This is a genomic window from Dawidia soli, from assembly GCF_018598185.1.
Taxonomy (GTDB): Bacteria; Bacteroidota; Bacteroidia; order Cytophagales; family Cyclobacteriaceae; genus Ohtaekwangia; species Ohtaekwangia soli.
On the sequence record NZ_JAHESC010000033.1, the window covers coordinates 12,915 to 37,313 of the forward strand.

Below are 24,399 nucleotides of genomic sequence, written 5' to 3' on the forward strand. Positions count from 1 at the left end.
GTAATGATCTACGTTAAAACACGCTCGTTTGGTTTTTGATTCCCGGTAGACTCTTCCACTTCGGCGTAGACCTTGTCGATGTCGATAAGGATGGATTTTTCCTGCTTGTATTGAACGGCGATGTACTCCAGCCAGGCGATCACCGATTTTTGCGGGACGTGCGACAAGAGCCATAACAACACTTTACGGTCGATCTCGTCCAGCTTAAAGAACTCTAGTTTTTCTTGCTCCATAAAACATTCCGGATAACGGCATTATACAGCAAGGTACTATTTTTCAAGAATATTGCACTACGGGGAAAAATCCCTTTTACATAATCGGAAATACAGGTGTTCGTAAGGAATTGTTACAGCACCGGCGCTGACCGGCTGTATACTTTTTGTTTTCTTGCGGCATGATCGAGGTGAAGCAAGTGAGCGTGCGGCGGGCGGGACTACCGTTGCTGAAAGACATAACCTGGCGCATAACGGCTGGCGAGCATTGGGTAATTACCGGCGCGAACGGCAGCGGTAAGACCTGGCTGCTCGAGCTGCTGGCAGGACACGTACACGCCACGGCCGGCGAAGTGGTCTACGACTTTGTACAGGGTACCACCTGGGACGAACGGTTTGCGCTGCGTAAACAACATATACACTATATTCCCGCGCATGCCCTGCAGGTCTTTTTGCAGCAACACGACATGTTCTACCAGCAGCGCTATTACTCCATGGGCGACGAGCGCGTGCCCCGCGTCAAAGACATTCTCGGGGTGGAAGCCGATGCGTTTGAGGCGCTCGGTATGCCTGCTACATTTAACATAGCATCGTTGCTGGAAATAGACGTGACGCGGCTGTCAAACGGGCAGCTGAAAAAGGTTGTTATTTTACAGCAACTGCTGCGCGGGTTGCCCCGTGTGCTGCTGGTTGATTATCCCTTCGAAGGCCTTGACCCCGCAAGCCGTGCCGATCTGGCCGCCTTCCTGGACCACCTGGCCCGGCAGCAGGGCATCACGCTGGTCATGACCGACCATGGCCACCACCTGCCCGCGGCGATTAACCGCCGCCTGGTACTGGCCGCCGGCACCGTAAAGGCGATCGAACCGGTGCAGCCGTCGCCCTGGCCGGCACCAGTCACACCGGCACCGGCCAAGCCCCTTCAGGACGGCACGCCCATCGTCGAGATGAAGGGTGTCGCCATCCGCTATGGCAGCCGCACGATCCTCGAAGATTTTCATTGGACCATCCGGCAGGGCGAGCGCTGGGCGTTGACGGGCCGCAACGGCTCGGGCAAGACAACGTTGTTCAGCCTCATCTTTGCCGACCACCCCATGGCCTATAGTCAGCCGGTCTTTTTGTTTGGCAAGCGCCGTGGCAGTGGCGAGTCCATCTGGGATATTAAAAACCGCATTAATTACTTCGGGCCGGAGTTGATCAGCTACCTGGCGCCGCAGTACCGGCCCGAAACAGCCCGCACCTGGATAGCAAACCAACACCGGCAGTTGAACCGGCAAGCGTTAACCCATGCCATCGAACATTTTCAAGCACAGGACTTTATCGGCCATCCGGTAAAGACCCTGTCGTCGGGACAGTTGCAGGTCATGCTCATAATCAGCAGCCTGGTGTCGGGCCGGGAGCTGCTGCTGCTGGATGAGCCCTACCAGTTCCTGGATGCGGCCAATAAAGAGCGCCTGAACGACTACCTGCACGAGCATCTGCATCCCGATACGACGCTGGTGCTCATTACCCACTACGAAGACGACATCGCTCGCTGGACGCAGCAGCGGTTGGTACTGGCGTGAAATGCCCCCCTTGAACTTTTGCCGACCGCTTTATGTATTTAAAATGAATCAATACATTTGCATTCGTCAATAAGACGGAGCACTGTCAAAACAAGTATGTCGCTGAATACGAAGCAAATTGAAAAGATTTCCAAGGCGTTGGGAGATGCCAACCGCCTCAGGATCCTGCAGCACATCGCAAAAAAAGGCGGTTGCGGTTTTTGTTCGGAGATCCAGGAAGAAAGCACCCTGGCACAGCCTTCTGTAAGCCACCACCTCAAAGTTCTCATCGAAGCGGGTCTGATCGATGCCGAAAAGGAGGGAAGAAACCAGAAATACACACTGAATGACGCTGTCTTAAAAGAATACACCAGCGCCGTAACCCTGCTGAAGTTCGTGTAAAGTCCCCGTGGGATTTTTTTTGGTGAGATATATTGAAATATTTCGATGTGTCTATGAACTAAAACGACGTGGCGTGCGTCTACAGCACTATAAGCCCCTCGCGGGGATTTTTTTGAACCTAATGCATCGAAATATTTAAATGTATCATATAAACGTTTGCCGAGCATGACCAGAACAGCCTTTACCCCCCACAAACTTGGAAACATCTCCCTGGAAAACCGTTTTACCATGGCCCCCATGGCCCGCCACCGGGCCATTAACAATATACCGAACGACCTGATGGCTGCATACTATAAACAGCGCGCATCGGCCGGACTGATCATTACCGAAGGTGTGTCGCCGTCGCCCAATGGCCTGGGGTATCCGCGCATGCCCGGCATTTATACCAACGACCAGGTAAACGCCTGGAGAAAAGTGACATACGGTGTGCGCGAGGCCGGCGGCAGGATCTTTATGCAGCTGATGCACACGGGCCGTATTGCGCATGCACTGAACCTGCCCCGCGGAGCAAAGGTGGTGGCGCCGTCGACCGTGGGTGCGGCCGGTCGGATCATGACCGACCAGAAAGGGCCACAGGCCCTCCCGGTGCCGCAAGCCATGACGGCCATCGAAGTGCAGCAAATTAAATACGAATATGTGCGGGCCGCACAGAACGCGATCGACGCAGGTTTTGACGGAGTGGAGATCCACGCCGCCGGCGGCTATCTGCCCGAACAATTTCTGTCGCCGCATACCAACCAGCGCACCGACATCTATGGAGGCAACATCGAAAACCGCAGCCGCTTTTTGTTAGAGTTGACCCAAGACATCAGTGACGCCATCGGCGCCGACAAAGTTGGTGTGCGGTTGTCGCCGCACGGCACGGAAAACGACATGCGTTCATATGCGGAAGTAGACGAGACGTACACCTACCTGGCCGCGCACCTGAACGACCTGCGCATAGCCTACCTGCACCTGGCCAATGTGGACGTGGCGCCGGCGGGCGAGCCGCTGCCCGTGTGGCGCATGATCCGCGAGCAGTTTAAAGGCACGCTGATCCTGGCGGGCGGGTATACCGTCTTCCAGGCAGAAGAAGACCTGGCGTCGGGTTTTGCCGACCTGGTGGCCTTTGGTAAACCCTTCATCAGCAACCCCGACCTGGTGCCGCGCGTGCGCAAGCGGCTGCCGCTGAACATCATGGTCGACGCCCGTACATTATACACACCGGGGCCGAAAGGCCTCATAGACTACCCCGTATTTGATCAGGAACTTGTCAATGCCTGAAATCCTGCTGTCATAGGGCTGTCACTGGCGGTCTGTTTCTTCGTACCAAATCTTACGGTGTATGAAGAAGCAGACCGTCGAACAACAGATAGAAATTGACTGGCCGATCCGGGCCTTGTTCAATTATGTATGCGATATCCACAACAACGCCGCCTGGCAGGACCGGATAGACCACGCCGAGTGGACGGCCATCGATCACTACTGCGCCGGAGCCCGTTACACGTGTCAGCAGCCCGGCCGCACGCGCCGCGCTACATACGAAGTCACCGAGCACACGCCGTACCGCAAGCGTGCCGTTACACGCCGCGACGCCTGGCTGCAACCCACCTATAATATGGAATTCGAACCGCGTGGCGAACGAACGCTGCTGCGCGTATCGGTATCGTTCAACGGCCCGTGGAGCCTGATGGCACCGTGGTATGCCGGCAAACTGCTGGCCGCCTATGATCTGCCGCGGCTCAAACAGATCCTCGAAACCGAAAATTAATTTTCATCATGCCGGCGCTCTTGACACAGGGGTGTCAGTAGCGCAGTGTTGCTTTGTAACAACAAAACAAAAGACCTATGTATATCAAAGAAGTACATCCCATCAATTTCTTGTTCCATCGCGTGGAAACCACGGTGGGCGAGCTGCATCAGTTCCTGCCCGTGGGGCAACAGCTTTTTGCAGAGGCTGTAGCGCGTGGCCACTTCGTTGCGGGGCCGGTACACTGGCATTACATCGGTTTTACCGACGTCGCAAAGCCGTTTATGCTGGAGATAGCCTTGCCGGTGCGGGAAATACCGCAGGAGTATGACGGCCAGTTTCAATACAAGCGCACCGGTTCCTTCCGCTGCGTATCCTGCGTGCACGAAGGCCCGTGGGAGCGGATGCCCGAAAGCTATGGCAAGATGATGCACTACATTGCAGAGCACAGACTGTCGCCGCTGGCGGTCAATCGCGAGATCTACATTAACGTCGACATGGTCCATCCGGAAGCCAATACCTCGGAGATCCAGATCGGCATAGCCTGACCGTATGCATCTACTGTACCTATGATTATGAAAAAGCTCATTATCCTCCTCGGTATCGTCATCGGCATCACCAGCATGCTGGTGGCGTTTACCGCCTCCGCCCAGACACAACCTGAAAACGTGCACCCCATGAAATTGAATGCCGGCATCATCACCCCGAAACTAAAGGAGTCGCGCGAGTTTTATACCCGCGTGTTGAATTTTGGCGTTACGTTCGAGAACGAGTTTTACCTGCTGCTGCACACGCCCGGCCGCCAGGCAGAAGTGGCGTTTATGTTACCCGACCACGCCTCGCAACAACCCCTTTTTCAGCCGGCCTTTGGCGGGAAAGGTATCTTCCTTACGATCGAGGTGACAGATGTCGACGCCGAGTATAAACGCATAAAAGCGTTGGGTATTCCCATTGCCATTGCGCTGCGCGATGAGCCCTGGGGCGACCGGCACTTTGCGATCGTCGATCCCAACGGCGTTGGTATAGACCTGGTGAAGTATACACAACCTGCCGGCCAATAGGGCCGACCGGTAAGTGATACCCGCGTGCTTGGACATGTCGGTAATAGCCGTTAGCTTTCCGCTTTCACCGATCACCATGCACGAAGCCATCATCCGCGACTTTTATGCCGCCTTCCACCGGAAGGACTATGCCGCCATGCAGGCGCTGTACCACCCGCAGGCGACCTTCTACGATCCCGTTTTTCAACAGCTCGACGCCACGGAGGTAAAGGCCATGTGGCAGATGTTGTTGACATCCTCGCGCGACCTGGCGGTAGAAGCTCACACCCTGCAAGCTTCCGGTGACCGGGGCAGCTGCACCTGGGAGGCACGCTATACCTTTTCCAAAACCGGACGTCCCGTGCACAACATCGTGCACGCTACATTTGAATTCCGCGACGGCAGGATCTACCGGCATACAGACCGCTTTGGCTTTTGGCGATGGTCGCGCCAGGCCCTGGGCACTGCCGGGTGGTTACTGGGGTGGAGCCCGATGCTGCGTAACAAAGTCCGCCAGACGGCCCGGCGCGGACTGGACGCCTTCCTGGCCGGCAAACGCTGAAGCCCCCACGGAAAAGCACCATTCTTTCCCCACATCGTGTTAAAAACTTGTTACCCCGGCAGCATACATAAATTGGTTTGCCGATAAGCTGTACCTTTGTGCTGTGAGCTTAGAGGAAAAAATTGCTGCTGTAGAGGGTGTGTTTGAAAAGCTGGACCAGGAAATCGCTGCCTTTCAGGCCTGGTCGGGACTGCATTGTGCCTGGGGATGCGGCAAGTGCTGTTATAAGGCCGACATCGAGGCCACACCCCTGGAATTCCTGCCCTTTGCTCACTATCTCTACCAGCAAAACCTGGCACATGATTGGTATGATAAACTACGCGACCGCGATACGTCGCTCTGCGTGGTCCTGAATCCCACACAGGCGGGGGCCGGGCTGTGCTCGGAATACAAACATCGCGGACTTATCTGCAGGCTGTTTGGCTACTCGGCCCGGACCAACAAGTACGGACGAAAAGAGCTCGTCACCTGTCAGGTTATTAAAACAGAACAGGCCGTGCCATACGAGGCGGCACAGCAACGGGTAGGCGAGGAGGGAGGCCTGCCGGTCATGAACCAATACTACATGCAGTTACACGGTATTGATTTCGAGTTGACACGCGAATTTTTCCCGATAAACGAAGCCATAAAGAGGGCAATTGAGGTTATATTGCATTACTATGCGTACAGGGAATAAAGCATTGGCCGTAGGATTTTTAGGAGCCGTATTGCTTGTCATGACGGCGGCCGGCGCCCATGCGCAGGGAGACTCGGCCCGTACCAGGCCGTTCGACCGCTACTGGACGCGCTCACGCATTGTGCCTAAGATCGGCGTCGGTGCCCAGGACCGGGCTTTTTTCGAAGCCGGCCTGCAGTGGCAGAGCATCTACAAGCACCCCCTCACACTGTTTTCCAAAGGAGCGTATTGCACCGTCGATGTCTTCGTGGACGATAAGAACCTGCTGCTCGGCCCCAAGCTGGGCTATGAGTTTACCGCGGGCATCATCGGCACGGCGGTGGACCTGACGTATTTCATCGATCACAACTACGATGCCGAAGGCAGCAACCGCCGCTCCCTGGTGGCGACACCAAAGATCGGGTTGACCATCCTGGGCTTTGCCGACCTGTTCTACGGCTACCAGATCCCCCTGTCCAACGACGAGATCACCTCCCTCTACCGCAACCGTTTCTCGTTGGTATTCAACCTGAACCGCGATTATTTTAACCTGAAGGGTGCCCCGCGCCGGGTACGCTGATTTTCCATACCAGACTCAAACGTTATGAAACGACTACTATTTTCAGCCATGGCCCTCGCCGGTGTACTGGCAGTGACGGCTATGACCCTGATCGATCGCCCCCAACCGGCCGAAAGCGGAGTGCAATGGCTGACGCTGGAAGAAGCGATGAAAAAAGCAGAGAAGGAAAAACGCCCCATCTTTATCGACGTCTATACCGATTGGTGCGGATGGTGTAAGGTGATGGACCGCGAGACCTTTAGCGACCCCACGGTAGCCCAGCTACTGAATGAAAAATTCTACCCTGTAAAATTTAACGGCGAACAGAAGGAGGATGTCGTCTTTAAAGGCAATACCTACAAGTATGTGACCAGTGGCCGCAGCGGCTATCACGAACTGGCGGCGGCCATGCTGAACAACCAGCTCAGCTACCCTACGGTGGTATTCCTCGACGAGGATTTTAACATGATCCAGCCCGTGGCAGGCTATCGCAAAGCCCCTGAATTTCACATGATTGCCCAATTCATAGGCGAAGGTCATTTTAAAACGATGAAATGGAATGACTGGCAGAAAAGCTACCAGTCGCCATATTAAAAAGACAACGAACAAAGGCTAAATAAAAAAGCCTTGGTGCGATGGCATCAAGGCTTTTTCTTTATAGCGATTGATGTGCGATCAGTCTTTCTTCTCTTCCTTTTTGGTTTTCAGGAAATCGACGTAGCCCAGCGCCGTGGCAAAGCCTACCAGCACGGCTACAATAGCGATGAAAATGTTTGCTCCGTCTCCAATAAACTGTTGAAACATGGTTGTAGTAGTTGTTTACGCAAGCAAAGGTATGGCATGCATGTAAACCGTAAAAGGATTTATCATTAAAAAAACTGTAAAATTTCGCTGTTTTGGTACTTCCTTGTTACCTGCCGCATGCAATCGTTTCCTTCGCAACGGTTGCGCCGTACTTATTTCAACATCTTCTTTCGTAAAAATAGGTTCAACCCACCCAGTACCGTCAGAACACCTAAAATGATCAGCACGACGACTAATTGCGTGCTGCGCAGCTCCAGGCGGGTGATCTCATCCTGCGACTTCAGCAGGTCGAGCTCTTTTTCTTTCTCCTGAAAGTCTATCAACATTTCCATCTGCGCGATCTTGCGGCTGCTCTCTTCACCGTAGATCTTCTCGCGGGCTTCATCATACTTCACATACGCATCGTATGCTTCCTTCCATTTGCCCTGGTTGCTGTAGTTTTCAGAGGTGTTCTTGTAAATCGACGGTAGGTACGAGAAAGCTTGCAGCTCTTCGCAAAGCCTCGCGGCCTCGTCCAGGTACACTTGCGCAGGCTTGGGTTGTTTGGCTTTGGTATAGGTGATCCCCAGGTTGATGAGAATGTTCAGCGCGCCCAGCATATTGTTGTTCTTGCGTTCGATCTGAAGCGCCTTCTCATAATTCTCCACCGCCCGTTGGTAGTTGTTCTGGCGGAAATAGAGGTTGCCGATATTGGTGAGCGGGTCGGCGTATGCCTGACCTTTCTTTTCACTGAGCTGGTACGCCTGCGAGAAATAGTCCATCGCTTTTTCATAAAGCTGGATCTCGCTGTGCAGGTTGCCCAGGTTGTTCATGGAGCCGATGATCTTGTCTTCGTCTTTGAGCTCGATAAAAAGTTTGTAGGACTCCTGCAGGTACTTCATGGCCTGGCCGTAATCCTTTTTCATCGAGTAGATCGTGGCGATGTTGTTGCGCGTGGTGGCAATGCCCTCTTTATTCTGCAGGGCCTCGTAGAGGTGCAGCGAGGTAAGGTAATACTCCAGGGCCTTGTCCAGGGCACCCTGGGTTTTGTAGGCCACGCCCAGGTTGTTATAGGCCGCTGCCAGGCCCTTGCGGTCGTTGATCTCCGTGGCCAGGTTCAGGGCCTCGCGGGCAAAACCCACAGCCTTCACGGGGTTGTTTTGCACGTGCGCGCGGAACAGCTCATTCAGCGTTTTTACTTTAACCTCGTTGCGGGGTACGGTATCTAAAATGGCCTGGAGGCTGTCGGGGCCTGCGGCGAACACAGGAGCAGACAAAAACATACAGGTAACGGCAACAAAGGCCAGCAATATCTTGTGGAGCATAGGCAGTAAAATACGGCGTTAAAAGTAATAAATATTTGGGAGTGGTTATAAGCGTCATTTTCACGATCTTCGGCCGTATACATAAAACCCAAGATGATGAATTGCCGCATAATCTTCCTGATCTGCCTGTTATTAGCCTCCGCGGGCGTGGCCCGGAGCCAATCCGCCGACGAGGCGGCCATCCGGCGTGTCGTTACACAGCTGTTCACCGGTATGGAAAAAGGCGACAGCGCCATGGTGCATGCCGCCTTTACACCCACGGTAACGATGGCGACCGTCTACCGCGATAAGACCGATGCTCCCACACTCCGCCGCGAGTCGTCCCTCGATGAATTCCTGAAAGCGGTAGGCACCCCGCATCCGCAAATATGGTACGAAGAGATCTGGAACGTGAAGGTCCAGATAGACGGCGATTTTGCCCAGGCCTGGTGTGATTACGCCTTTTATGTCGGTGATACCTTTAGCCACTGCGGCGTAGATGCATTCCAGCTGTTTCGCGACAAGCAAGGGGCCTGGAAGATCTTTCACCTGGCTGACACCCGGCGCAAGACCGGCTGTAACATTCCCAAAGAGATCGAGCGCAAGCACATCCGGGGTCACATTGACTACGGTATAAAAAGATCCTACGACCTTGGTTCGACGCCGGCGGAAAGCCTGCCGTCGCCCGGATCGTTTGGTTACAGGCGTTGGAACGGCGGTCGCATAGGCTGGTAAAGCCGGCGTCAGTATCTAAAAGATCAGCGGCACACCCAGGGATACCTGCAGCGTCTGATTACGCGCGTTGGAGTAGCGATCGTACACGCTGATAAAACCACGGCTATACCGCACGTCGATGACAAGATGCTGAATAAGTGCCACGCCGCCGCCGATCTGTGCGCCGACGTCGTATCGGCTATTGACATACAGGTCGCGTCCATTGTTGGAAAACGTGGCATCTTCGAACTTCACCGAGCCGCGACGTGCAAAACTCGCTTCGCTGTAACTTTGACCGGAGCCATTGGATAGGTCGGTATTGTTGTTCCGGGTATAGCTAACATAACCTGCATCAGAACGCACCTGGCCGCCAATGCCCATGCTGACCACGGGCCCCGCCACGACAAAGAATGTCGCTATCGTACTCTTGGAAGGGAAGTTGTACCGTGCCAGAACCGGCAGCTCCAGGTACTCTAGCGTCACTTTACCGTCGCCCCATGATCGGGAACCCCGCTCGACGCCCGATCCGACCACGGTTGTCATGGCACTGACGGAGTAGCGGGTTTGTGCTCCCTTTCGGATATAGCTAAGCTCCGGCTGTAAAGAGAAACGTTCCGAAAACGCAATGTTGACAGCCACGCCGATCGTAAAACCTGTTTTGACCTCTGTGCGCTGTCCGGGCACTTCCCGGTGAGCTACGTCGTCAGGCAAACCGTCGGGTGGCAAAGTGCCCGGTGCTACCCAGGAAGGCCAGTGAATGGGTTCTAAAACCGGGTTATCAAAGACACCCGCATGATTTGTAATGGTCGACAATGTCACCCCCATTTTAGGTTGTACAAAAACATGTTGGGCAAGGGCAGAAACGCTTGTCCCGATAACGAACAGGCCAACAAGAGTAGAAACGCGTAGCATGGTAGGTTTAATAACAAGTGCAGTATACTATATTCAGGCTACATGTTTTAGCAATAATATGATTATTATTTGACGGTATTGTTTTATTCGCTCTCACGCTCACACCCACACTACCTTCTAAGCGGGTATGGCTTTTTAAGTAGATTTCCCCAAAAGAACATCTTCATGCCGCTACTGGAATTCACGGACCGCGGGATCTACTGCCCACCCGCCGGCGTCTACCTCGACCCCTGGAAGCCGGTGGACCGGGCGCTGATCACCCACGGCCATGCCGACCACGCCCGATGGGGGCATGCGCACTATCTGTGCACCGAGGCCGCTGCGCCGGTGATACGCTACCGCCTGCGCCTGGAAAACAACCTGCAGACGGTGCGTTATGGAGAATCCCTGCTGATCAACGGCGTACAGTTTACATTTCATCCGGCCGGCCACATTCCCGGCTCGGCACAGATCCGCGTCGAGCATCAGGGCGAGGTGTGGGTCTTTACCGGCGACTACAAGCTCGAAGACGATGGCGTGTCCGAGCCTTTCGAACTGGTGCGGTGTCATACGTTCATTACCGAGTCAACGTTTGGGCTGCCCGTGTATCGGTGGAAACCGCAGCAGGCCATTATGGAGGATATCAACGCGTGGTGGCGGCAAAACCGGGCCGAGGGTAAAGTATCCGTCATTGCCGGCTATACGCTGGGCAAGAGTCAGCGCATTCTCCGGAACATCGATACGACGATCGGAAATGTATTCCTTCACGGCGCCGTCGACAACATACTCGAAATATTCCGCGCCCAGGGCATGGCACTGCCGGCTACGCACCGCGTCACCTCGCAACACAGAAAACAGGACTTCGAAGGCGCGCTGGTGATCTGTCCGCCGTCGGCAGTAGGCTCACCGTGGATCCGCCGGTTCCTGCCGTACTCGCTGGGCATTGCTTCCGGTTGGATGAGCCTGCGCGGTGCGCGTCGCCGGCGCGGGGCAGATCGTGGCTTTGCGTTGTCCGACCACGTGGACTGGGACAGCTTAAACACTGCGGTGCGCGAGACGGGTGCCGAGCGGGTATATGTCACCCACGGCTATACCGAGATCTATACCCAATGGCTGCGCGAGCAGGGGCTGGAGGCACATGCCGTGCAGACCCGATACGAAGGCGAGCTGAGCGAGATAGTAGAAGGAGAGGAGAAGACCCATCCCGATCCGGTCGAAGAGCAGGAGAACACTACGCCGGGAGGGACCACCGCATGAAAAACTTTGCCAACCTGTTCACCGCGCTGGACCAAACCACAAAAACACTGGGCAAGATCGACGCCCTCGTGGAATACTTCCGTCAGGCTCCCGACACGGACAAGCTCTGGGCCATTGCCTTGCTCTCACACCGCCGCCCGAAGCGCACCGTAAACACCACGTTGCTGGCGACGTGGGCCTCCGCGCAGGCAGGCTTACCTCTGTGGTTGTTTGAAGAGTCCTACCACGTAGTAGGCGACCTGGCCGAAACGATCACCCTGCTGCTGCCACCCCCGCAGACGGCCTCCGACGAATCGCTGACGTATTGGATCGAGTTCATTCGGGTGCTGGCGCCGCTCACGATCGAAGAAAAACAGATCCAGATCCAGGCTGCCTGGAGCCGCCTCGATCATACCGAACGCTTCGTCTTCAACAAGCTTATTACCGGCGGTTTTCGCATGGGCGTATCCCAGCAGCTCATGGTAAAAGCGCTGGCCAAACATACCGGCACGCGCGATACCATATTGGCGCACAAGCTCATGGGCAACTGGTCGCCCGATCAGACCAGCTTCAGCCAGTTGCTGGAAGAAGAACAGCACGACATCTCGCGTCCGTATCCCTTTTACTTAGCCTATGCGTTGGAAGAAGACGTAGCCACGCTCGGGACACCGGAGGAGTGGTATGCCGAGCACAAATGGGACGGCATTCGCGGACAGATCATCGTGCGCGACCGCCAACTTTTTGTTTGGTCGCGTGGCGAAGAGCTGGTAACGGACAAGTACCCCGAGTACGCCGTCATGCTCGACCTGCTGCCCGACGGTACGGTGCTCGACGGCGAGATCTTACCCTTTCTCGATGACCGCCCGCTGTCGTTCAACCACCTGCAAACGCGCATCGGCCGGAAGACGCTGAGCACTAAACTGCTGCGCGAAGTGCCCGTGGCCTTTGTCGCGTACGATGTGCTGGAGTGGGAGGAAACGGACCTGCGCGAGCGGCCGATGCACGATCGTCGCACCATCCTCGAAACGATCTGCGCGCAACCCAACCCCGTGCTACGCCTTTCAGCGCTGGTAACGTTCGACACCTGGGAAGCCCTGGCCGCCGAGCGCCGGCGGGCACGCGAGCTGGTAAGCGAAGGCATCATGCTCAAACGCAAGACGTCGCCTTACCGCACGGGCCGCCGCCGCGGCGACTGGTGGAAGTGGAAGATCGACCCGTTGACCGTAGACGCCGTGATGATCTACGCCATGCACGGCGCCGGCCGCCGAGCCAACCTCTACACCGACTATACATTTGCCGTGTGGGACCAGGGCCAGCTGGTGCCCTTCACAAAAGCCTATAGTGGCCTGACCGACGACGAGATCCGCGCGGTAGACCGTTGGATCAAACAAAACACCCTCGAACGTTTTGGCCCCGTGCGAAGTGTCAAGCCCGAGCTGGTATTCGAGATAGCCTTCGAAGGCATCGCCAGATCCACGCGGCATAAATCGGGCATCGCGCTACGGTTTCCACGCATCCGCCGGTGGCGGCAGGACAAGCCGGCCGCGGAGGCCGACACCCTCGACAACCTCCGCTTGCTGCTGGACGAGCGTTAATTGCCGTTCACACCGATCACACTGTATTTCGGTGGCCACAAGGATTAAATTAGGACTCATCAACGTTATAAAACCATGGCCCGCCTGCTCTTCACCCTACTGTTCCTGCTGCCGCTGCCGGCCCTTGCCCAGCAGGCACGCGAAGAGCTGCGGCGGAGTATCTATTTCGGCGGCGGCAGCTACGAGATCGACGAGTTCCAGGCCGACGCCCTGTACCAATGGCTCGACTCCATTCCCGACCTGCTTGAAAAATATCAGCTGCAGCTGATCAGCCACACCGACCCCATCGGCGGCCGGGCGTTCAACGAATGGCTTTCGGAAATGCGGGGAGAGGCCGTGCTGCAGTTGCTGATCCAAAAGAACATCCCCTCGTACAGGATCAATATCAAGAACTGGGGCCTGGACAACCCGGTCTATAGCAACAAAACGTTTAACGGCATGCAGCTGAACCGGCGCGTGGATGTGATCCTATATCCGATTGTTTATTAGGATCGGCCTGCAAGGGGGCCAAAGGCAGGGTTAACAATAGAGTTAAGCCTGTATTCACACAGACGTAAGCCAGTGATGACATAGTCCTAAAGGACTGAGAAAACACCCGGCCACGGCTCGGACAAGCCGGCGCCACATCAGGCCAGGAGGGAGCGTACCCGTATCATACCCGTATCAAAGCCCTAGATTACCCGTATCATACCCGTATCATACCCCTATCAAAGCCGTACTAAAGGCATACATACTCCCTCCCAATCAGGCCCCACGGTCTCCTCACCATTCCCCCGGCCAGGTGTTCATATCGACCGTCCGATTTAGGACACCATTTTGCACAAGCGGACGCACTTTATGCTGAAAACATCCCTTTTTTGTGCATCTTCCGCTAAAAAGTCCATTGGCACCATTGTTGGCAAAGACCTGCTACCGGTCATAGCGCCCAGGGAGTCGTGGAATCATCCCGCTTCTAACATGTTCTGACCTATTATTCAACACTATGATCAAACTACGCGACATCGACAAGTACGTGGACTCACGTTTCCAGCGCACCTTCATTCTGAAAAGTGTTAACCTGGATGTACAGCAAGGAGAATTCCTGACCCTCATGGGCCCCAGCGGCGCCGGTAAGTCGACGCTGATGAACATCATCGGCATGCTCGATGAGCCCTCGGCCGGCGAATACTTTTTCTTTGACGAGCCCGTGCACCGCATGAAGGAGAAACAAAAGTCCGACATGCACAAAAACTATATCGGCTTTATCTTTCAGGCCTACCACCTCATCGACGAGCTGACCGTGTACGAAAACATCGAGACGCCGCTGTTGTACAAAGGCGTCAGCGGCAGCCAGCGCAAAAGCATGGTGGCCGAAATGCTGGACCGGTTCAACATGGTGGCCAAGAAAGACCTGTTCCCCGAGCAGCTCAGCGGCGGCCAACAACAGCTGGTGGGCATCGCGCGGGCCATTGTGGGCCAGCCCAAGTTGCTGCTCGCCGACGAGCCGACCGGCAACCTGCACTCCGACCAGGGCAAGCAGATCATGGAGATATTCCAGAAACTCAATGAAGAAGGCATCACCATCATCCAGGTAACACACTCGGAAGAAAACGCACGTTACGGCAAACGCATCGTGAAAGTAGCCGACGGCACTATCGTGTCGGATGAGCAGGTGATGGTAGGAGCATAAGGCTTAAGAACTAAACAAGACATGAAGAGGATCGTTGCAATATGTTGGTTAAGCTGCCTGGTTATAGCAGCCCGGGCTCAGGAAGCGTCCACGCCAGTGCCTACCACGTTGTCATATAAGGAGGCGGTGCAGATTGCTATCAAGAATAACTATCTCCTGAACCAGGAAAAGAATAATCTTGAGTTGAGTCAATCTGTCAGAGCCAACAATGTTGCCCGACTGGCACCCTCGGTGAGCAGTACTTTTACGGCCCTGCGCATAGACGGTAATTCGTTCAACCAAAACGAAGGTAAAGTTGAAAACGGCGTACGCGATAACGTTTATGGAAGTGTTGATGCCAACCTGATGCTCTTCAATGGGTTTAACCGGATCAACACGATCCGACAGTCTAACGATCTGCTCCGTGCGCAGACGAGTGTTGTCAAACGCACCGAGCAACAGGTAATCAGCGATGTATCGTCACAATATCTGCAAGTATTGCTCGATCAGGAGTTGCTGAAGATTGCCGAGCGTAACATCGAATTACTCAAGGCCCAGTTGGAACAGATCAAAGGACAGGTAGAGCTTGGTGCCAAGGCCGAGGTGGATGGCATCACTCAAGACGCGTTGGTAAAGGGTGCGGAGCTTATGTTCCTACGTGCCCGCGTGACGCTGCGTAACGACAAGGCCTTGCTTTCGCAGACCATGCTGGTAGACGCTGCGGCGGATTATTCGCTCGAAGATCCTCAGTGGGACGCAAACTTTGCTGCGTCGCTGGACCAAAACCTGGACCAATTGGTGGCTACCGCCCTGGCAAATCGGGCAGACTATCAGGGCGCACTGTATACGGAAAACGCTGCCCTTCATTTTGTACATGCCACCCGCGCAACGTATTATCCCAATCTCGTGGCTTTCGGCTCCTATGGGTCGGCCTATAACAAATTGCAAGGATCGGCTGCACGCGGTTTTCGGGATCAGTTCTTTACCGATAACACCCAGCTACAATATGGTCTGCAGTTGAACATTCCCATCTTCAATAATTTAAGCAACAGGTTGAATGTGGTTCGGACGAAGGTGGCCTATAACAACGCCAAGCTGGTGCGAAGCAACGTCGAAAATACTGTCAAAAATGATGTTCTGAAAGCTTACCTGAATTTCCAGGATGCCATTGCCGCCTACCAGGCTGCCGAAGTGCAACTGCATGCAGCCGAGCTGTCGTATAATCTGGAGAAAGAGCGGTACGATCTGGGCATTACCGATCTGGTTCAGTACACGCAGGCTAACCAGAATTATGTTAAAGCACAGGGCGACTTTGCGCAATCCAAATTCACGATCACATTTCAAAAGATCCTGTTGGACTTTGCTGTTGGCACGCTCAAATTCGAGGATATCCCCTGAGAGTACCTTCTTTGTTGAAATACGTTGCCCTTCCGATGATCGGGAGGGCATTTTGCTGTTATTCAGCCTTTTCCTATCTTTGCACCCCTGCTCGATCGAGCGGGCTCTTCGGGCGGTTGCCGGAAGGGAAATAAACAAACAAAGTTGCCTCCGCCCGCCCGCCGGAGGCATGTAAACAGGGCAAACGCATGTCAAAAGTACAACGCCCGGGTGGTGATCGCCCCAGAAAACCTGCAGGAGCTTCCAGCGACGCTTCGAAAGGAACCTCTAAAGCAAAAGGATCGAAAGTCGACAACGACGATGAAGATCCGATGGCAGACCTCCGTTCTGCGCAACGCGAGGACATCGGCACCGACGCCATCCCGCTTTCTGAACTGAAGAAAGCAAAATACGAAAAGCAGATCCCCGGCCAGTTCGACTTCGAAGCATTCGCTTCAAAAGGCTTTGGCGAAGGATATTCGAAAGAGAAGCGCGATGAAATGGAGAAAATGTACTCCGGTACCGTAACGTCTGTTGACAGCGGTGAAGTAGTACAAGGTGTAGTCGTGGGTATCAACGACCGCGACGTGATCCTGAACATCGGCTTCAAGTCAGACGGTCTCGTGCCGCTGGCTGAATTCAAGGAAATGACCAACCTGAAAATCGGTGATGTGGTTGACCTCTTCATCGAAGAGCGTGAAAACGCCATGGGTCAGCTCGTCCTGAGCCGCAGAAAAGCGAAGCTCGTGAAGGGTTGGGAATATGTACAAACCGCCCTGGACAAAGACCAGGTGATCGAAGGTTTTGTAAAACGCAGAACCAAAGGTGGTCTGATCGTCGACGTGTTCGGCATCGAGGCCTTCTTGCCCGGTTCACAGATCGACGTGAAGCCTATTCGCGATTTCGATATCTATGTAAACAAGAACATCGAGGTGAAAGTTGTGAAGATCAACTACACCAACGACAACGTAGTAGTATCGCACAAAGTCCTGATCGAGAAAGACCTCGAGCAGCAGAAGGCAGCGATCCTCACCAACCTCGAAAAAGGTCAGGTGCTCGAAGGTGTCATCAAGAACATGACAAACTTCGGTGTGTTCATCGACCTGGGTGGTGTAGACGGTCTGCTCCATATTACCGACATCAGCTGGGGTCGCATCAACCACCCGGAAGAGGTGCTGAAGCTCGACCAGACGGTGAAAGTAGTAGTGCTGGACTTCGACGAAGACAAGAAGCGTATTTCCCTGGGCATGAAGCAGCTGACGCCGCACCCGTGGGATGCACTGCCGGCCGACATCCAGGTTGGCTCGAAAGTGAAGGGCAAGATCGTGAACGTAGCCGACTACGGCGCATTCCTCGAGCTGCAGCCCGGCGTGGAAGGTCTGATCCACGTAAGCGAAATGAGCTGGTCACAACACCTGCGCAACCCGCAAGACTTCATGAAAGTTGGCGACGAGGTTGAAGCAGTCGTATTGACCCTCGACCGCGAAGAGCGCAAGATGTCACTCGGCATCAAGCAACTCACCGAAGATCCCTGGACACGCCAGGACGTGCTGACCAAGTACGCCGTAGGCACCAAGCACAAAGGCATCGTGCGCAACCTGACCAACTTCGGCTTGTTCATCGAGCTGGAAGAAGGTATCGACGGCCTCGTGCACGTATCCGACCTGAGCTGGACCAAGAAGATCAAACATCCTTCTGAGTTCGTGAAAGTAGGAGAGACCATGGAAGTACAAGTGCTCGAGCTCGACGCCGCAAACCGTCGCCTGGCCCTCAGCCACAAGCACCTGGAAGAGAACCCTTGGGATACATTCGAAACCGTATTCACAATCGGTTCGGTGCACAAAGGCACGATCATCAACAAGAACGACAAAGGCGCAGTGCTCGAGTTACCGTACGGTATCGAAGGCTTTGCAGCCATTAAAAACCTGGCCAAGGAAGATAACTCCAAGGCAGAGGTGGGCGAGTCACTGGATTTCAAAGTGCTCGAGTTCTCGAAAGATGACAGAAGAATCGTGTTGTCGCACAAAGCAACCTGGTCTGCAGAAGAAGAACGTCCTGCACCCGGCGGCAAAGGCGCTGGCAACAAGAAAGCCCCTTCAAAAGGCGCTTCGATCCAGTCGATCAACCAGCAGACTGAAAAGTCGACCCTGGGCGACCTCGATGCCCTGGCCGCATTGAAAGAAAAAATGCAAGGTGGTGAAGGTAAAGCTGAGTAAGCTATAAGTAATAAAAAGGTGGTTCCGGCACCCGTCGGGATCACCTTTTATTTTATAGATCGTTGTAAACACAGCCGTTTTTTTTAGTTTTGCACGATCGTTAAGAGCGATACCCACACCTCACACGCAAAATGACACGGTTCCGTGGCCGAGTGGCTAGGCTGAGCTCTGCAAAAGCTCCTACAGCGGTTCGAATCCGCTCGGAACCTCAAATAAAAAGCCATCCAATGCTGTATTGGATGGCTTTTTATTTTTCCACCCCTGGGAGATCTTGCTTGTTAAGTTGCGGTAGACCGTTCAGAAATTATTTATACTTTATGCGAACAATAGCGCTGTACCATTTTCTTAACATGTTACACCGATGTTGGTGGCCGTCAGAGATACGAAACGAGGGGTTATCCTTAATTTTGGTTAACTTTGGATAACTACGCGCATTTATGAAGAAGCTTCTTTGGATCGTATTCATTCTCTCATCTTGTGCACCGGTATACGTGCCGAACGTTCGCAACGCAGCGCTGTTCCGCGGCGCGGGAGAAGTGCAGGTGTCCGGCCACGTGGGTAATGGCGTCGACCTGCAGTCGGCGGTGTCTGTTACGGATCACATCGGCGTCATGGGGAACTATGAGTTTGTAAACCGCAATAGCGAAAGCGACGACAGCTATATCAAACATAAATTCTGGGAAGCTGCCATCGGCTACTACGAAAACTCCGACAAGATATGTTATGAGATCTTCGGAGGATATGGCAGGGGAGAGGGAACAGCCTACGACAACTATGGCGATCTGTTCACGGTTCCGACCGACGTACTGGCTACCGGAAAATATCAACGCTTCTTCGTTCAGCCTTCCATCGGGTCGAACCACCGCATTTTTAATTGGATTGTTTCGGGGCGGATCAGCTATGTCGACTTCGAAGAATTTATATACGATGGCCGCCGGGCGGCCTTCAACGACCCGGCAATATTTTTTGAGCCGGCATTCACAGGACGGGTCAATTTTGGTAAAAGCCCTATATATACGCAATTCCAGGCGGGGTTCAGCTTCACGACCCAAGGGAGTACCGTCTATGACTACGAACCGTTTCATCTCTCTTTTGGTTTCGGTCTCCGGCTGGGTGGTCTTCGCCGCAACACGGCTGACAGCGAAAACTAATTCTGATGCCGGTCATTTCCCCGCCGGCGTAGGTTTATGCTTATCGCGCATTTTAGTAACAACAGCAAACGTCAACAGCACAACAAAGGCAGCGGTCGTAAATACCGCAGCGAGAAGAAAAATTGCACGCAGGGTTAATAGCTGGCCCTGGACGGCCGACGTTTTGGCAATGAGCATGGTTGAAATTTGCGAGGCTTCCCCCGCGGCATAGCCTTTCAGGGTCAGCAGACTTTTGTATAACTCCTGTCGCTGCGAGAATATGTCACTGCCGGTTGACAGTTTGGGCAGAAAGCCTTCTTTGAAATGTTGGCTATAATTCAATTGGAGCGTATAAAATCCTGCCAGGGAATTGAGCGTGGCGATGAATCGCGCGTAGGCGCAGATCACGATTCCGGTGATCGCGGCTTTCGGGGGAATGGAGGCCATACAAAAGATCGTAATGGGCACGAACAATAATCCGCAGGCAAAACCATGCAGGAATATCGGGAAGCACAACGCATGGAATGATAAGTCGGGCGTGAGGTATGCGTATACCCATGCGTGATAGAATGTCATCACGGCAAACCCGGCTAGCAACAGCTTGGGCAGGTTTGTCTTTTGTGCCAGGATCACCATCACAGCGATAATGGTTGCCAGGATCACCCCCGCGACGTTGAACATGCCTGCGTTCACGACGTCTGCCGGACTCCAGCCAAGCACCGAGCCTGCGTAGCCATACATCAGGTTTATACTGTCTTTGATCCCCCAGAACAAAAGCATGAGTAGTATGGCAAAGGCGAATTTTCCCGACCGGAATACGCGCAGATCGATCAGCGGTCTTTTGAGCGCCGATTGCCGGAGGAGGAAAAGTAACAAGGTTGCCGCGGCAACAATGGATATATACAGGATCGAAGCGTCGGCAAACCAGTAACGCTTCGGGCCGTAGATCATGACAAAAGCCGTTGCTGACGCACCGGTTATAAACAACACGCTTCCAAGCCAGTCGACCTGGTATAATGGGTACGGTCTGGTGGTGGACCGCGGATCGAAAATGAGCGTAACAAGCACAACGGCGATCACCTGTAAACCGATCAACCCGTTATACACCCATACCCAGTTGGCCCTTAGTACGACCCACGTCCCTCCGATACCAACAAGAAGGCCGCACGTAAGGACCAGTGAGAAAAATAGCGACATGCCCACGACCATTCTTTTGTGGTCTGGCAGTGTAGAAAAAATGGCCATCAGCATACAACCGGCGACCGAGCAGGTAATAACGCCTGTAAAAAAACGCAGCACAGCAAACAATACCAGGTCGTGCACACACAGGCAGCCGACATTGACCAGAATGCCGAGTATGAATGCGTGGAGCAAATAGCTGCGGGTAGTGAAGTACCGCACCAGGCGGAACTGTATAGGCAAAGTAGCAATGATGCCGGCATAGGCGATCTGCAATGCGAACGAGATGTCTTCGGGCTGCGCGCCATAGAAGGAAATTACATGCTGCTGGGTCAGCGCAAACGAAGCGAATGGCGCCATGGCAGCAAATAAGATGAAGATCAACGCCAGCCTCACAGCACCGAGGTGTCCGTAGAGCGTTTCTTTGAAGTGAATGGTTTGCACCTGTTCTTAGTTAGTTGCCTTCTTTACGACGATCGTCACGTTCATACCCGCCTTCAGCTCGTCTACGTTGCCTTCGTTGAATACGATCTTCACCGGCACGCGCTGAATGATCTTCACAAAGTTGCCCGTCGAGTTGTCCGCCGGCAGCAGGGAGAATTTTGAACCGGTCGACGCAGCGATGGCGTCGATCTTTCCGGGAAACATCCTGCCCGGGATAGCATCTGCCTCGATCTGTACCGGCTGGCCCACGTACATGCCGCTTACCTGGGTCTCTTTAAAATTTGCGATAACCCATTTATCGCGACTGTTCACCACCGATACCAGCGGCTGCCCGGCTTGCACCTGTTGCCCCTCGAGGATGGTCTTGCGTCCCGTATATCCACTGTAAGGCGATGTGATCACCGTATAGCTGAGGTTTAACCGGGCCAGGTCGAGCAATGCCTCGGCACGCTTGCGCGCTGCCGACAGCGCGTTGTACCGGGCTTGCAATTCCCGCACTTTGCTGTTGCCGGTTTTCAGGCTGTTGAGGGCCGCGCTGTAGTCGCTCTTCGATACGTCGTATCGTGTCTGCACCTGCTCGAAGTCGGCCACGGTCACGGCGCCTTTGTCCAACAGGTTCCTGAATCGGGTTACATCCTGCTCTTGTTGCCAGAGCCGTGCCTTGGCGGCGTTCACCTGGTCACCATTGACGAGCGTAGCGGTTTGCGCCGCTGTGATGCTGGCGTCCAGTATTTCCTGTTGCGCACGCGTGTCGTCCAGGATGGCCTCTGCCTCCCGTACCTTTTGGATATATTCCCGGTTGTCGAGAACAACCAGTGTATCGCCCTGCGCGACAGGCTGATGCTCGTCAAACAGTACTGTTTTAATAAAGCCTCCCGCACGGGCAGAGACAGGTGTGATAAACGCTTCCACTTGCGCATCATTAGTATCTTCGTAGTGGCTTAAATACAGGATGTATCGAACAAAGTAGACCAGTGCGATCACGACAATCGATAGGGCAATGCCTTTGATAAGCTTATGCATGAGGCTGGATGTTACGTGTTGTTTTGTTTTCATGGCTGCGTTCAGATTTTACCGGTGATAAACAGTAGGCGATAGTATATCGACAACGCGGCGATATTTGCCTGCAAATAGTTGAATCGGGTTTCCTGGTAGAGATTATCGGCTTCCAGAAGATCGGTGAGCAGACCGAGCTGGTTGAAATACTTTGTGTTTTGGATGTCGTAGTTTGTTTGGGTCTGCTGGATGGATTTTTGAATGACATGCATCCGATGCATGGTCTCATTATATTTTATGGCCAGCGCCCGGGCCTCTTGCTTAACGTTGTCTTCGATCCAGGCTTTTTGTTGGCTGATGGTAGTTTCCTGCAGGCGGACGGACTTGATCCGATGTTTGTTCTGGTATAGCGATGATATTTCATACGACACTTTCACGCCCGCAACCCCCACAGCGACTGTCTGCGCTACCGGTGGAAACATCAATGTATTGGGGTAGTTGAGGCCATAGCCGCTAAACAAAGTAACCGTGGGGTGATTATAGGACTTCACCAGCCGGGCCCGGTTTTCCTGCAGGGCGATATTCTTTTGAATCTTCAGCAGCGCGTAAGTGCCCGAATAATCCTCCAGAAAGCCTGCGAATGCCACGCTGTCCAACAGTCCCAGCGACATGGTATCGGAAGGGATGATTCTGGTGTGCTCGTGTAGGTTCAGCAGTGTATTTAGTTTCTGATTGCTGATGAGGTAGTCGTTTTCGGCGGTGGTTTTACTAAGTAGTGTGATCGATAACAGCACGTCGGCCCGTAGTACGTCGCTTTTTGTAACCTTACCATTGGCATACAGGGCGTCGATGTTTTTCGAGCGCTCGCGGGACCGGGCTACCTGGTCGTCTATGAGCAGCTGCTGGAAATGAAGCTTGATCATTTCCAGGTATTGAAGCGCTACCTGTAATCCGATCGTTGCTTCCTGCTCGCGCGTGTTGATAGACGCCAGCTCGCTTCTGTAGTGAAGGTCCGTAACAACCGACCGCTGCCGGCCACCCGCGTACAGGTTAACGGATGTTTCCACACCCAGTGCACCGGCATTGGCCGTTGGCGGTTTGGGTATTTCGTGCGAATTCCCCAGTACGCCGTCGTACAACCGTACGTTGCTATACCGCTGATAGGAAGCGTTGGCGTGGACCCGCGGCAGCGCTCCGGCTTTGGCCTCGGCCAGGTTAGCCTGCATGACGTCCTCCTCGGTCTTCAAGGCACTGACGGATTTGTTAGACGTCCTGGCATATTGTATTGCCTGCTGCAACGATAAAGACAGCGTAGCACTGTCTGGGATTTGTGCGTTGATCTCGACTACTGACACGAACACCAGTGCACAAAAGAGCCCCAGCCTTATCGTGGTTTTAATACTTCCAGATTTCATGATGTATGTTATTTTCCATTACAGAATCGATTTCCCTGATCCGGGCGACAGCTTCGCATTCAATATCTCCGTGTCATACAGGAAGTAGGTGAACGGCAAACGTCCGTCACTGTTTGCCATGTGCTCGGATGTGTCTCGTTCTACCCATTCGGGTAGCACCAGGTCGTCGGCTCCGGTACTTTCGATCTTTTCGATAAAGTCTTTTGTCACCAGGATGTAGTTGTGGCTCGGTATATCGTTCTTCAACAGATTGTGCGCCGTTACGAGCGCTTCTCCATACAGCTTTTTAAATCCATAGAGCTTGTATTCTGCAATAGAGCCAAAATGAACGATCAACTTCAGGGAGAGCTCCAACGCAGCCAATTGTCGTGTGTTGTTCAGGTCGCGAAGCTTTCTCTTGAAAGCGATCAGCATCACCTCATACTGGCGTACAAGCTCTTTTAGCGTTGGCGGTGGTCCGTATCGGTAGAACAGTACAGCATCGCCTTCTATTTCCGACACTTTCAAATTCAGGATGTTGGAGTGTAAGATGACGGATAGTAATTCCGCGACGATTTTGCGACCCGAATGTATATCGGTATCGTGCACGAATTTGGTGAAGCCGCTGATGTCGGGGATAAAGATCATTCCCTGCCGTACGGTTGTCTTTGGTTCTGTCTGAATCATATGTATTTTCGATTACATCCTACCCTGCAAATCATAGATGCTTTGGAAATTGACAACAATATTCCCCTGTCCTTCGGTGGAAGGTGTTTTTTGTACGCGAAC

Annotated in this window: 26 protein-coding genes and 1 tRNA gene; 19 read left to right on the forward strand and 8 right to left on the reverse strand. The window is 53.7% G+C overall.

Annotated elements, in window-relative coordinates:
* Positions 1-8: 8 nt before the first annotated feature.
* Complete coding sequence (locus tag KK078_RS20380; protein WP_254092159.1) at positions 9-233, reverse strand: hypothetical protein; 225 nt, start codon at positions 231-233, stop codon at positions 9-11.
* 161 nt (positions 234-394) lie between these two features.
* On the opposite strand from KK078_RS20380, the gene KK078_RS20385 reads away from it, so the two are divergent.
* The 10 genes from KK078_RS20385 to KK078_RS20430 all read left to right on the forward strand — a co-directional run bounded on the left by KK078_RS20385 (position 395) and on the right by KK078_RS20430 (position 7,297).
* Positions 395-1,777, forward strand: a complete 1,383-nt coding sequence (locus KK078_RS20385) for an ATP-binding cassette domain-containing protein (RefSeq protein WP_254092160.1) — start codon at positions 395-397, stop codon at positions 1,775-1,777.
* A 96-nt stretch (positions 1,778-1,873) separates the two neighbouring features.
* Positions 1,874-2,158, forward strand: coding sequence for an ArsR/SmtB family transcription factor (locus KK078_RS20390; RefSeq protein ID WP_254092161.1), 285 nt, complete (start codon positions 1,874-1,876; stop codon positions 2,156-2,158).
* Between the two features lie 165 nt (positions 2,159-2,323).
* On the forward strand, positions 2,324-3,421 hold the full coding sequence (locus KK078_RS20395; protein ID WP_254092162.1) for an alkene reductase: 1,098 nt from the start codon (positions 2,324-2,326) through the stop codon (positions 3,419-3,421).
* Positions 3,422-3,482: 61 nt separating this feature from the next.
* Entirely contained in the window at positions 3,483-3,908 is a 426-nt protein-coding gene (locus KK078_RS20400; RefSeq protein ID WP_254092163.1) for an SRPBCC family protein, read from the forward strand.
* A gap of 77 nt (positions 3,909-3,985) precedes the next feature.
* A complete protein-coding gene (locus tag KK078_RS20405) occupies positions 3,986-4,435 on the forward strand; it encodes a GyrI-like domain-containing protein (RefSeq protein WP_254092164.1) in 450 nt (149 codons plus the stop codon).
* Positions 4,436-4,462: 27 nt separating this feature from the next.
* The gene (locus tag KK078_RS20410) at positions 4,463-4,948 is read left to right on the forward strand and encodes a VOC family protein (RefSeq protein WP_254092165.1); all 486 of its coding nucleotides are present in this window, start codon (positions 4,463-4,465) and stop codon (positions 4,946-4,948) included.
* Between the two features lie 34 nt (positions 4,949-4,982).
* Complete coding sequence (locus KK078_RS30945; protein ID WP_254092166.1) at positions 4,983-5,489, forward strand: nuclear transport factor 2 family protein; 507 nt, start codon at positions 4,983-4,985, stop codon at positions 5,487-5,489.
* 103 nt (positions 5,490-5,592) lie between these two features.
* Positions 5,593-6,165 (forward strand): YkgJ family cysteine cluster protein, encoded by a 573-nt coding sequence (locus KK078_RS20420; RefSeq protein WP_254092167.1) that lies wholly within the window; start codon positions 5,593-5,595, stop codon positions 6,163-6,165.
* Positions 6,149-6,724, forward strand: a complete 576-nt coding sequence (locus KK078_RS20425) for a hypothetical protein (RefSeq protein WP_254092168.1) — start codon at positions 6,149-6,151, stop codon at positions 6,722-6,724. Before KK078_RS20420 ends, KK078_RS20425 begins: the two co-directional genes overlap by 17 nt.
* 24 nt (positions 6,725-6,748) lie before the next feature.
* A complete protein-coding gene (locus KK078_RS20430) occupies positions 6,749-7,297 on the forward strand; it encodes a thioredoxin family protein (protein ID WP_254092169.1) in 549 nt (182 codons plus the stop codon).
* 81 nt (positions 7,298-7,378) lie between these two features.
* On the opposite strand, the gene KK078_RS30515 is transcribed toward KK078_RS20430, so the two are convergent.
* Positions 7,379-7,507 carry a hypothetical protein gene (locus tag KK078_RS30515; protein WP_262898742.1) on the reverse strand — a complete coding sequence of 43 codons (129 nt, stop codon included), beginning with the start codon at positions 7,505-7,507 and terminating at the stop codon, positions 7,379-7,381.
* A gap of 152 nt (positions 7,508-7,659) precedes the next feature.
* On the reverse strand, positions 7,660-8,811 hold the full coding sequence (locus KK078_RS20435) for a tetratricopeptide repeat protein (RefSeq protein ID WP_254092170.1): 1,152 nt from the start codon (positions 8,809-8,811) through the stop codon (positions 7,660-7,662).
* A 96-nt stretch (positions 8,812-8,907) separates the two neighbouring features.
* On the opposite strand from KK078_RS20435, the gene KK078_RS20440 reads away from it, so the two are divergent.
* Positions 8,908-9,525: a nuclear transport factor 2 family protein gene (locus tag KK078_RS20440; protein ID WP_254092171.1), complete on the forward strand. Its 618-nt coding sequence runs from the start codon at positions 8,908-8,910 to the stop codon at positions 9,523-9,525.
* A gap of 15 nt (positions 9,526-9,540) precedes the next feature.
* Here KK078_RS20440 and KK078_RS20445 read toward each other — a convergent pair whose 3' ends face one another.
* Positions 9,541-10,329, reverse strand: coding sequence for a porin family protein (locus KK078_RS20445; protein WP_254092172.1), 789 nt, complete (start codon positions 10,327-10,329; stop codon positions 9,541-9,543).
* A gap of 252 nt (positions 10,330-10,581) precedes the next feature.
* Here KK078_RS20445 and KK078_RS20450 point away from each other — a divergent pair, with 252 nt between their 5' ends.
* The 8 genes from KK078_RS20450 (at position 10,582) to KK078_RS20485 (ending at position 19,618) form a co-directional block, all read left to right on the forward strand.
* Positions 10,582-11,652 carry a ligase-associated DNA damage response exonuclease gene (locus KK078_RS20450; RefSeq protein WP_254092173.1) on the forward strand — a complete coding sequence of 357 codons (1,071 nt, stop codon included), beginning with the start codon at positions 10,582-10,584 and terminating at the stop codon, positions 11,650-11,652.
* Positions 11,649-13,226: an ATP-dependent DNA ligase gene (locus KK078_RS20455; RefSeq protein ID WP_254092174.1), complete on the forward strand. Its 1,578-nt coding sequence runs from the start codon at positions 11,649-11,651 to the stop codon at positions 13,224-13,226. Before KK078_RS20450 ends, KK078_RS20455 begins: the two co-directional genes overlap by 4 nt.
* Before the next feature lie 75 nt (positions 13,227-13,301).
* On the forward strand, positions 13,302-13,715 hold the full coding sequence (locus KK078_RS20460; RefSeq protein ID WP_254092175.1) for an OmpA family protein: 414 nt from the start codon (positions 13,302-13,304) through the stop codon (positions 13,713-13,715).
* 493 nt (positions 13,716-14,208) lie between these two features.
* Positions 14,209-14,895 carry an ABC transporter ATP-binding protein gene (locus KK078_RS20465; RefSeq protein ID WP_254092176.1) on the forward strand — a complete coding sequence of 229 codons (687 nt, stop codon included), beginning with the start codon at positions 14,209-14,211 and terminating at the stop codon, positions 14,893-14,895.
* A gap of 21 nt (positions 14,896-14,916) precedes the next feature.
* On the forward strand, positions 14,917-16,272 hold the full coding sequence (locus KK078_RS20470) for a TolC family protein (RefSeq protein WP_254092177.1): 1,356 nt from the start codon (positions 14,917-14,919) through the stop codon (positions 16,270-16,272).
* Between the two features lie 188 nt (positions 16,273-16,460).
* Complete coding sequence (gene rpsA, locus KK078_RS20475; protein ID WP_254092178.1) at positions 16,461-18,467, forward strand: 30S ribosomal protein S1; 2,007 nt, start codon at positions 16,461-16,463, stop codon at positions 18,465-18,467.
* Between the two features lie 138 nt (positions 18,468-18,605).
* Positions 18,606-18,676 (forward strand) — tRNA-Cys (locus KK078_RS20480).
* Between the two features lie 228 nt (positions 18,677-18,904).
* Positions 18,905-19,618 (forward strand): hypothetical protein, encoded by a 714-nt coding sequence (locus tag KK078_RS20485; protein WP_254092179.1) that lies wholly within the window; start codon positions 18,905-18,907, stop codon positions 19,616-19,618.
* A gap of 12 nt (positions 19,619-19,630) precedes the next feature.
* On the opposite strand, the gene KK078_RS20490 is transcribed toward KK078_RS20485, so the two are convergent.
* The 4 genes from KK078_RS20490 to KK078_RS20505 are packed head-to-tail and all read right to left on the reverse strand — an operon-like array spanning position 19,631 to position 24,297.
* Positions 19,631-21,220: an MFS transporter gene (locus KK078_RS20490; RefSeq protein WP_254092180.1), complete on the reverse strand. Its 1,590-nt coding sequence runs from the start codon at positions 21,218-21,220 to the stop codon at positions 19,631-19,633.
* 6 nt (positions 21,221-21,226) lie between these two features.
* Positions 21,227-22,276, reverse strand: a complete 1,050-nt coding sequence (locus KK078_RS20495; protein ID WP_254092181.1) for an HlyD family secretion protein — start codon at positions 22,274-22,276, stop codon at positions 21,227-21,229.
* An 8-nt stretch (positions 22,277-22,284) separates the two neighbouring features.
* A complete protein-coding gene (locus tag KK078_RS20500; protein ID WP_254092182.1) occupies positions 22,285-23,631 on the reverse strand; it encodes a TolC family protein in 1,347 nt (448 codons plus the stop codon).
* Between the two features lie 18 nt (positions 23,632-23,649).
* A complete protein-coding gene (locus KK078_RS20505; protein ID WP_254092183.1) occupies positions 23,650-24,297 on the reverse strand; it encodes a DUF2652 domain-containing protein in 648 nt (215 codons plus the stop codon).
* Positions 24,298-24,399 lie beyond the last annotated feature (102 nt).